Annotated in this window: 7 protein-coding genes; 4 read left to right on the top strand and 3 right to left on the bottom strand. The window is 72.0% G+C overall.

Annotated elements, in window-relative coordinates; translation table 11 throughout:
• Positions 1-356: 356 nt before the first annotated feature.
• The gene (locus M878_RS72395; protein WP_031225512.1) at positions 357-1,742 is read right to left on the bottom strand and encodes an NsdA family TPR-like regulatory protein; all 1,386 of its coding nucleotides are present in this window, start codon (positions 1,740-1,742) and stop codon (positions 357-359) included.
• A gap of 266 nt (positions 1,743-2,008) precedes the next feature.
• Between M878_RS72395 and M878_RS72390 the strand changes: the two genes are divergently transcribed.
• Genes M878_RS72390 through M878_RS72380 form a run of 3 tightly spaced genes read left to right on the top strand, consistent with a single transcriptional unit; the run spans position 2,009 to position 5,063 of the window.
• Positions 2,009-2,674 carry a bifunctional DNA primase/polymerase gene (locus tag M878_RS72390; protein WP_023549421.1) on the top strand — a complete coding sequence of 222 codons (666 nt, stop codon included), beginning with the start codon at positions 2,009-2,011 and terminating at the stop codon, positions 2,672-2,674.
• A gap of 29 nt (positions 2,675-2,703) precedes the next feature.
• Positions 2,704-3,480, top strand: coding sequence for an ABC transporter ATP-binding protein (locus M878_RS72385; protein WP_023549420.1), 777 nt, complete (start codon positions 2,704-2,706; stop codon positions 3,478-3,480).
• Positions 3,477-5,063 (top strand): hypothetical protein, encoded by a 1,587-nt coding sequence (locus M878_RS72380; RefSeq protein WP_023549419.1) that lies wholly within the window; start codon positions 3,477-3,479, stop codon positions 5,061-5,063. The genes M878_RS72385 and M878_RS72380 overlap by 4 nt, the downstream gene beginning before the upstream one ends.
• Before the next feature lie 148 nt (positions 5,064-5,211).
• Here M878_RS72380 and M878_RS72375 read toward each other — a convergent pair whose 3' ends face one another.
• Positions 5,212-6,099 carry an alpha/beta fold hydrolase gene (locus tag M878_RS72375; protein WP_031225511.1) on the bottom strand — a complete coding sequence of 296 codons (888 nt, stop codon included), beginning with the start codon at positions 6,097-6,099 and terminating at the stop codon, positions 5,212-5,214.
• Positions 6,100-6,419: 320 nt separating this feature from the next.
• Positions 6,420-7,112 carry an iron-dependent transcriptional repressor DtxR gene (locus M878_RS72370; protein ID WP_023549417.1) on the bottom strand — a complete coding sequence of 231 codons (693 nt, stop codon included), beginning with the start codon at positions 7,110-7,112 and terminating at the stop codon, positions 6,420-6,422.
• A 203-nt stretch (positions 7,113-7,315) separates the two neighbouring features.
• Between M878_RS72370 and M878_RS72365 the strand changes: the two genes are divergently transcribed.
• A complete protein-coding gene (locus M878_RS72365) occupies positions 7,316-8,071 on the top strand; it encodes an SIS domain-containing protein (protein ID WP_023549416.1) in 756 nt (251 codons plus the stop codon).
• Positions 8,072-8,170 lie beyond the last annotated feature (99 nt).

Here is an 8,170-nt window from a genome sequence, read left to right as displayed (position 1 = left end):
CCCCAGGCCTGCCCGCCGGCCGGGGCGGCGGGGGCGGGCGCGCCGGTCATGCCCGGCAGCAAGGGCTCGCCTCCGTCGGAGGGCAGCACGATGCCTTCGCGCGCGGGCTGCGCCGAGGGCTCCTCGCCCTGTCCACTCTGCGTCACCGGGACTCCTACTAATGGGGGACCTTGTGAATCGGGCTCACGCTACCGGGTCCCCCGAGCCGGGTGCGAGGCAGCTCAGGGCGCGATCTTTTTGCCTGTGACAGCGGTAACAAAACCGTCCCGCGGCGCGCTGTTCCATGGCACCCTCGTGCGCCCCCCGCGCCTCCAGATGCCGTTCGCCGCACGTTCACGCAACCGCGGGTCCGGCGTTCAGGCTGCCTGCTGGAGATCGAGGCGCGCCCCGAACTCCCGTACCACCGCCTCCTCCCGGAAGGGTTCCAGGCGCTGCTGAAGGTCCTCCAGATATTCGGCGCCGCGGTTGGAGCGGAGCGTCTCCAGCAGCTCCACCGCCTTCAGACCGGTGCCACAGGCCTGTTCGATCTCGCGCTGCTGCACCTGGGCCGTGGCCAGCAGCACATAGCCGATGGCGCGCCGGCGGGCCCGGGTCTCGGGATGCCCGGCCAGCGACTGCTCGGCGAACCTCGCCGCCTGCTCGGGCTGCCCGAGATCGCGGTGGCAGTGCGCCAACTCGTCGGCCAGGTAGGCCTCGTCGAAGTGCCGGATCCACACCGGGTCGTCGCCGGAGGAGTCGTCCGCCCCCTCCATCGCCGTCACCGCCCGCCCGGTGGAGGCCTGCGCGGCGCGTACGTCGCCGAGCAGGGCGTGCCCGCGCGCCTCCGCCGCGTGGAACATCGCGTCCACGCGCGGGGTCACCTGCCCGCGCGCCCCCTCCTGCGCCGCCCGCGCCAACTGGGCGATCTCGCGCGGGTTTCCGAGCTGCGCGGCGAGGTGGCTCATGGACGCGGCGAGGACGTACCCGCCGTATCCGCGGTCCCCGGCGGCCTGGGCGAGCCGCAGCGACTGGATGTAGTACCGCTGGGCCAGCCCCGGTTGCCCGGTGTCCACGGCCATGTAGCCCGCCAGCTCGGTCAACCGGGCGACCGCGGCGAAGAGTTCCCGCCCGACCGTCTCCCGGTACGAGCCCGCGAGCAGCCCGGAGACGACGCTGTTGAGGTAGTGCACGACCACCGGGCGGACATGCCCGCTGCCGTACTGGTGGTCGAGTTCGGTCAGCGCCTGCGTCATGGACCGTACGGCCGCCACGTCGGCCTGCCCCACGCGTGGGCCCGCCTGCCGGGCCACCTGGGCGTCCGGCGCCGAGATCAGCCAGTCGCGGCTGGGCTCGACCAGCGCGGAGGCGGCGACGGAGGAGCCGGACAGGAAGTCCCTGCGGCCCACGTCGCTGCGCCACAGCTCGCAGACCTGCTCGATGGCCCCCAGTACCGTCGGCGAGAACTGGAGACCGACCCCCGAGGCGAGGTTCTTGCCATTGGCCATGCCGATCTCGTCGATCGTGACCGTACGGCCGAGCTTGCGCCCGAGCGCCTCCGCGATGATCGCCGGGGCCCGGCCCCGCGGCTGCTGTCCGCGCAGCCAGCGGGCCACGGACGTCTTGTCGTAGCGCAGGTCGAGCCCGTGCTCGGCGCCGCACATGTTGACCCGCCGGGCCAGCCCGGCGTTCGAGCACCCCGCTTCCTGGATGAGTGCCTGCAGCCGTTCGTTCGGCTGCCTCGCCACGAGAGGCCTTGCGGCCATGTGCTACCCCCTGCGTTGCGATCCCCTGGAGCAGACGATCAGTTCAGGAAGATCACTGCCCAGCTGAGATACCGCCAATGCGCGACATGTGCCGTTTGCCGGGGTAACGGCGGCAGCCCACCCCATTCCTGGCTACCCACCTCACGCCGTCCTTCCCCCCGCGCGCCCCCGGACGTGCACCCATGCGCCCCGGCTGCCGAATCGATGCTCCTCCCCCGCGCGCGCTATAGCCGTAACTCCAGGTGGGCGCGGGAGTTGAGTGAAGCGTGGAAGAGACGATCGCGGGCGCCCGAAACACTCAGATTGCCGGTCAGATTCCGCAGCAGCGCGGGGAATCGCTGCTGGAGACCGCCGTACGCTACGCCGAGGAGCGGCACTGGGACGTGTTCCCGGGCACCTGGCTGGAAGCGGTCGCCGGCATGCAGCGCTGCTCGTGCAGCGATGCCTCCTGCCCTGCGCCGGGTGCGCACCCCGCGCGCCCCGACTGGGCGACGCAGGCGACGGGCAGCGCGACCGTCGCGCGCCGGATGTGGCAGAAGCAGCCGACGGCGTCGATCCTGCTGCCTACGGGGCGGACGTTCGATGCGTTGTCCGTCCCGGAGAGTGCGGGGTTCTTGGCGCTCGCCCGTATGGAGCGGATGGAACTGACGCTCGGGCCGGTGACGTTGGCTCCCGACCGGCGTATGCAGTTCTTCGTGCTGCCGGGGGGTTCCGCGAAGGTGCCGGATCTGGTGCGGAAGCTCGGGTGGTCGCTCGCGTCGCTGGATCTGGTGGCGCTGGGCGAGGGGTCGTATGTGGCTGCTCCTCCTACTCGGTTCGGGTCTCGTGGGGCTGTGCAGTGGGCTTGCCGGCCCACCCCGGCGAATCGGTGGTTGCCGGATGCGGAGGAGTTGATCTCGTCTCTCGCTTATGCGTGCGGTCGGGATCGTTAAGGAAATCACCGGGCCCGTACTGTGCATGCATGACCGAAGCTGCGGTACGCGTGCGTGGGCTCTGGAAGCGGTTTGGGCAGCAAGTCGCTGTCGGGGGGATCGATCTTGAGCTGCCCGCCGGGAAGTTCATAGGGCTGGTCGGGCCGAACGGGGCCGGGAAGACCACCACCCTCTCCATGGTCACCGGGCTGCTACGGCCCGACGAGGGCACCGTGGAGGTCGTCGGGCACGACGTGTGGCGGGATCCGGTGGCCGTCAAGGCGCGCATCGGGGTACTGCCCGAGGGGCTGCGGCTGTTCGAGCGGCTGTCGGGACGGGAGTTGCTCGGGTACTCGGGCCGGCTGCGCGGGCTGCCGGGGGCCGAGGTGGACAAGCGGGCCACGCAGCTGCTGGACGTGCTCGACCTGGCCGGGGCCCAGCACAAGCTCGTAGTCGACTACTCGACCGGCATGCGCAAGAAGATCGGGCTCGCGGCCGCGCTGCTGCACAACCCCGAGGTGCTCTTCCTGGACGAGCCGTTCGAGGGCGTCGACCCGGTGTCCGCGCAGACCATCCGGGGCGTTCTGGAGCGGTACACCGCCTCCGGGGCGACCGTCGTCTTCTCCTCGCACGTCATGGAGCTGGTCGAGTCGCTGTGCGACTGGGTCGCGGTGCTGGCGGCGGGCCGGATCCGCGCGACCGGGACGCTTGCCGAGGTGCGCGGCGCTCATCCGACGCTCCAGGGGGCGTTCCTGGAGCTGGTCGGGGCGAGCGGGCGGGACACCGGGTCCGATCTGGACTGGCTGGGCGGCGGGGCGGCCCGATGACGAACCTCACCTCCACCGTCGTACGGCTGAAACTGTCGCTGCTGCAGAACGGGCTGCGGCAGTCCGGAGGCCGGCGGGCCGCGTTCGTCGTCTCGGCGGTCATCGCGGTCCTGTTCGCGCTGCTGCAGCTGCTGGGCCTGCTCGCACTGCGCGGGCACGCGCATGCCGACGCCGTCGTCGTGCCGGGTACGGCCGTGCTGGCGCTGGGCTGGGCGGTGCTGCCGCTGTTCTTCCCGACCGGTGACGAGACGCTGGACCCGACCCGGCTGGTGATGCTTCCGCTGCGGCCCCGGCCGCTGGTCCGGGCACTGCTCGCGGCCTCCCTGGTGGGCATCGGCCCGCTGTTCACGCTGCTGGTGCTGGTGGGGTGTGCGGTGGCGGTGGCACACGGGGCCGCGGGGTACGCCGTCGCGGTACTCGCCGTCGTCCTCGCGCTGCTGGTCTGTGTGGCGCTCGCACGGGCCGTGGCCGCCGCCAACGTACGGCTGCTGACCAGCAGGAAGGGCCGCGATCTGGCGGTGCTGAGCGGGCTGGTGATCGCGATCGGGGCGCAGCTGGTCAACTTCGGTGCACGGCAGCTGGGTTCGGCGGGCCTCGGACAGCTGCAGCCGGTCGCGGACGCGCTCGGGTGGGTGCCGCCCGCTTCGGCGGTGGCGGCGGTGGGGTCGGCGAGCGAGGGGGCGTACGGCACGGCCGCCGCACAACTCGCCGTCACCGTGGCCGGGTTGGGGGCGCTGGTCGCCGTGTGGGCGCGGAGCCTGACCCGGCTGATGACCGCGCCCGACGGGTCCACGCTGCAGGCCGCCGACGCCGGGGTACGGGATCGCGCCCCGGGCGGGCTGGGGCGGCTGCTGCCGGGCGGCCGTACGGGTACGGTCATGGAGCGCAGCCTGCGCTACATGGGGCGGGATCCGAAGACCAAGGCCGCCTGGGTGACCTCGCTGGCGATCGGGCTGATCGTGCCGGTGTTCAACGCGGCGCAGGGAACCGGGTCGATCTACTTCGCGTGCTTCGCCGCCGGGATGCTCGGCATCCAGATGTACAACCAGTTCGGGCAGGACACCTCCGCGTTCTGGATGGTGGCCATGACCATCTCCTCACCCCGGGACGCCTACGCCGAACTGCGCGGCCGGGCCCTGGCCCTGCTGCTGGTCACCCTGCCCTACGCGGCGCTCGTGACGGCGGTGACGGCGGGCGTGCTGGGCGCGTGGTCGCAGTTGCCGGAGGTGCTGGGGCTGTCCTTCGCCCTGCTCGGCGCGATGCTCGCGACCGGCGCCTGGACGTCGGCCCGCTTCCCGTACTCCATCCCCCAGGAGGGCCACAAGAACGTCGCCCCCGGCCAGGCGGGCCTCGCCTGGATCGCCATCTTCGGCGGCATGATCTCCGCAGCCCTGCTCTGCGCCCCCGTCATCGCCGTCACCATCTGGCTCCATGTGAGCGGCGACGGGGAAGGGATGACCTGGCTCCTGCTCCCGGCGGGCGCCGTGTACGGCACGGCCCTGACCTTCCTGGGCCTGCGCCTGGCAGCCCCGAGAACGGCAGCGCGACTCCCGGAGATCCTGACTGCAGTGAGCAAGGGGTAGAAAGCCGCGGTCCTTGGGCGGCGCGGCGAACTGCACCCCCAGGGGCGCGGGGCTGTGTCGATATGCGGCTCCGCCGCGTGGGCGCGATCAGCCACGACGAACCCGCAGCCGCCGGCGAAACACTGGCCCGGCAGACGAGATGGCGCCCTCAGTCCCCGAGCACCCCATCAAGAAACGGCAGGACGGAAGCCCGCCAAGCCAGCGGCAGCTCATAGTGCGCAAGGTGCCCCGCCTCAGCGACCTCCGCATAATGCCCCGCTGGAAGCACCCGCACCATCTCCTGCGCCTCCGCCCGCCCCAGCTCCCCGTCCACCCCACGCACCACCAGCGTCGGGCAGCGCACCTGCGCCAGTTCCTCCCAGTGCGCGTCGTACACCCAGCTCTCCCGGGTGCGGAGCATCTGCTCCGGCTCGAAGACGGGACGCCAGCCGTCGGCGGACTCGTGCATGACCTCGGCGTAGAACGCGCCGCGGGCGGGGCTCGGCCGCTCCACCCAGGGGTCGTCCTCGCCGAACCACTTGCGTACGTCGGCCAGCGTGGCGAAGGGGACGGGCCAGGCCTTGAACCACTGGGCCCACTCCCGCTGCGAGGCGGCCCCCAGCGCGGAGGCCCGCATGTCGCAGATGATCAGGCCCCGGACGAGGTCGGGACGCTTCGCGGCGAGCTGCCAGGCGGTCAGCGCGCCCATGGCGTGGCCGACGAGGACGGCGGGGGCGAGCCCGAGCTGTTCGAGGGCGGCCTCGGCGTCCTCGACGTAGGCCTCACGGGTGTAGGCGGCCCGGGCGGACTTCTCGCTCTGGCCGTGACCGCGCTGGTCGAGGGCGACGGCGCGATGGCGTGCGGCGAGCCAGCGGGCCGTCGAGGCCCAGTGGGAGGCACGGCCCATCAGGCCGTGCAGTAACAGCACGCCCGGAGGGCCGGCCGCCGGGCCCGTCCGGCCCTCCGCCGGGTCGAGACCCGTCTTGGGAGGGTCGGCGAACTCCCAGGCGGCCAAGCGCACCCCGTCCGCTCCCGTTACGTCGATCCGCCGTGCCATGGGCCTGGCACCCCCAGCTCCGCCTGCCTCGTACCGGTGTACTGCCGTACTCGCTCGTACTCGCTGCTGTCGCTGTCGTGCTCGTCTTGCCGCCGCAGACTATCGAATGCCTATTCGAAAACACTGCCTCTGCGGACAACACCCCTCATTCGAGTGACACCCCTCAAGGCATGATCGCCGCCGCTCAGGGGATCTGTACTGGCGGGAGGCGGACCGCTCGGGGAAAAACGGTCCGAGGGGATGACCCTGAGAGCTCGGGGCTCCGGGTCAGCACAGGGGAGGACAGCCCCGGCGCCGCAAGGCGCCGGGGCTTCTCGCTGTCAGCGCTTGGCGACGAACACGTGCGAGGCGACGTCCGCCTCCAGCTCGGCCGCCTCGCCGCCGCTACCCACCAGGACACCGCCGGCCGACTCCGTCACGCTCACCACGGAGCCGGGCTGCACACCCGCGCGCCGCAGCGTGTACATCAACTGCGCGTCCGTCTGGATCGGCTCGCCGATCCGGCGGACGACGACCGTCTTGCCGTCCGAGCCCGGGTCGAGGTCGGCCAGCGAGACCATGCCCTCGTCCAGGAACGGGTTGGCGCCGTCCTTCTCGCCCAGTTCCTCCAGGCCGGGGATGGGGTTGCCGTACGGCGACTCGGTCGGGTGCCGCAGCAGCTCCAGGACGCGCCGCTCGACGGCCTCGCTCATCACGTGCTCCCAGCGGCAGGCCTCGGCGTGCACCTGCTCCCACTCCAGGCCGATCACGTCGACGAGGAGGCACTCGGCCAGCCGGTGCTTGCGCATCACGCGCGTGGCGAGCCTGCGGCCCTCGTCGGTCAGCTCCAGATGGCGGTCGCTGGCCACGGACACCAGGCCGTCGCGCTCCATGCGCGCCACCGTCTGGCTCACCGTCGGCCCGCTCTGGTCCAGCCGCTCCGCGATGCGGGCGCGCATGGGGACGACGCCTTCCTCTTCGAGTTCGAGGATGGTGCGGAGATACATCTCCGTGGTGTCGATCAGTCCGGACATACGTGCCCCTCGATTACCTCTGCCGGCAGCCCGGCGCGTGCGCTGGCCCTGGCACCAATTCTGCCGGATCCCACCGACAAGCGGGGGCCGCGGAAGAAATGGAGGGAACTACAGCGCCGTCGGCCACCGAGGCGCCGTATTGACACCGCACTGGTCCAGACCGCACGGTGATCCGCGACACAGACGTTGCGAAGGGGCACCGCATGAGCGACGGCACGCCTGCCGACCTGTTCTTCGACGCCGCCATCGACCTGCTGCGGCGGGTCCGTGCGGAGGAGGCCGAGGCGATCGCCGCGGCCGGCACCCTGCTCGCCGACACCGTCGCCGCCGGCGGGCGCCTGTTCGCCTTCGGCGCCGGGCACTCCTCGCTGGCCGCCCAGGACGTCGTCTACCGGGCCGGCGGCCTCGCCCTGATGAACCTGCTCGCCGTCCCAGGCGTCGTCGGCGTCGACGTCACCCCGGCCACCCTCGGCTCCGCCCTCGAACGCGTCGACGGACTCGCGAGCGCCGTCCTGGACACCTCACCGGTCCGCTCCGGCGACGCCCTCGTGATCATCTCCCTGTCCGGCCGCAACGCCCTGCCCGTGGAGATGGCTCAGGGCGCCCGCGCCCTCGGCCTGAAGGTCATCGGCGTCACCTCGGTCGCCTACGCGTCGCAGACCACGTCCCGGCACGCCTCCGGCACCTTTCTGAAGGACCACTGCGACATCGTGCTGGACTCGAAGATCGCGGTCGGCGACGCCGAGCTCACCCTCGACACCATCCCGGCGCCCTTCGCGCCCGCCTCCACGGTCGTCACCACCGCCCTGCTGCAGGCCGTCATGGCGACCACCGCCGCCACCCTCGCCGACCGCGGCATCGAACCCCCGCTGCTGCGCTCCGGCAACGTCGACGGCGGCCACGAGTGGAACGGCCGCGTGCTGCGGGAGTACGGCGACCGGATCTTCTACCGGCGCTGACGGATCTTCTACCGGCGCCGGGGCCTGTCCGGCTCTTCTACCGGTGCCGGGGCCCGTCCGGCGGATCGGGGCGCAGGAAAGAGCGAAGCCGAGCGTGGG

Origin of the sequence: Streptomyces roseochromogenus subsp. oscitans DS 12.976 (assembly GCF_000497445.1) — a bacterium.
In the GTDB taxonomy this organism is placed as follows: Bacteria; Actinomycetota; Actinomycetes; order Streptomycetales; family Streptomycetaceae; genus Streptomyces; species Streptomyces oscitans.
The sequence above is the reverse complement of the archived record's forward strand: the minus strand, read 5'-3'. Positions and strand labels throughout refer to the sequence as shown.

What these genes read in the sequence shown, in the direction of transcription:
- M878_RS72395 (WP_031225512.1), bottom strand. Translation starts at nt 1,742, where the DNA reads ATGGCCGCAAGGCCTCTCGTGGCGAGGCAGCCGAACGAACGGCTGCAG.
- M878_RS72385 (WP_023549420.1), top strand. Translation starts at nt 2,704, where the DNA reads ATGACCGAAGCTGCGGTACGCGTGCGTGGGCTCTGGAAGCGGTTTGGG.
- M878_RS72380 (WP_023549419.1), top strand. Translation starts at nt 3,477, where the DNA reads ATGACGAACCTCACCTCCACCGTCGTACGGCTGAAACTGTCGCTGCTG.
- M878_RS72375 (WP_031225511.1), bottom strand. Translation starts at nt 6,099, where the DNA reads ATGGCACGGCGGATCGACGTAACGGGAGCGGACGGGGTGCGCTTGGCC.
- M878_RS72370 (WP_023549417.1), bottom strand. Translation starts at nt 7,112, where the DNA reads ATGTCCGGACTGATCGACACCACGGAGATGTATCTCCGCACCATCCTC.
- M878_RS72365 (WP_023549416.1), top strand. Translation starts at nt 7,316, where the DNA reads ATGAGCGACGGCACGCCTGCCGACCTGTTCTTCGACGCCGCCATCGAC.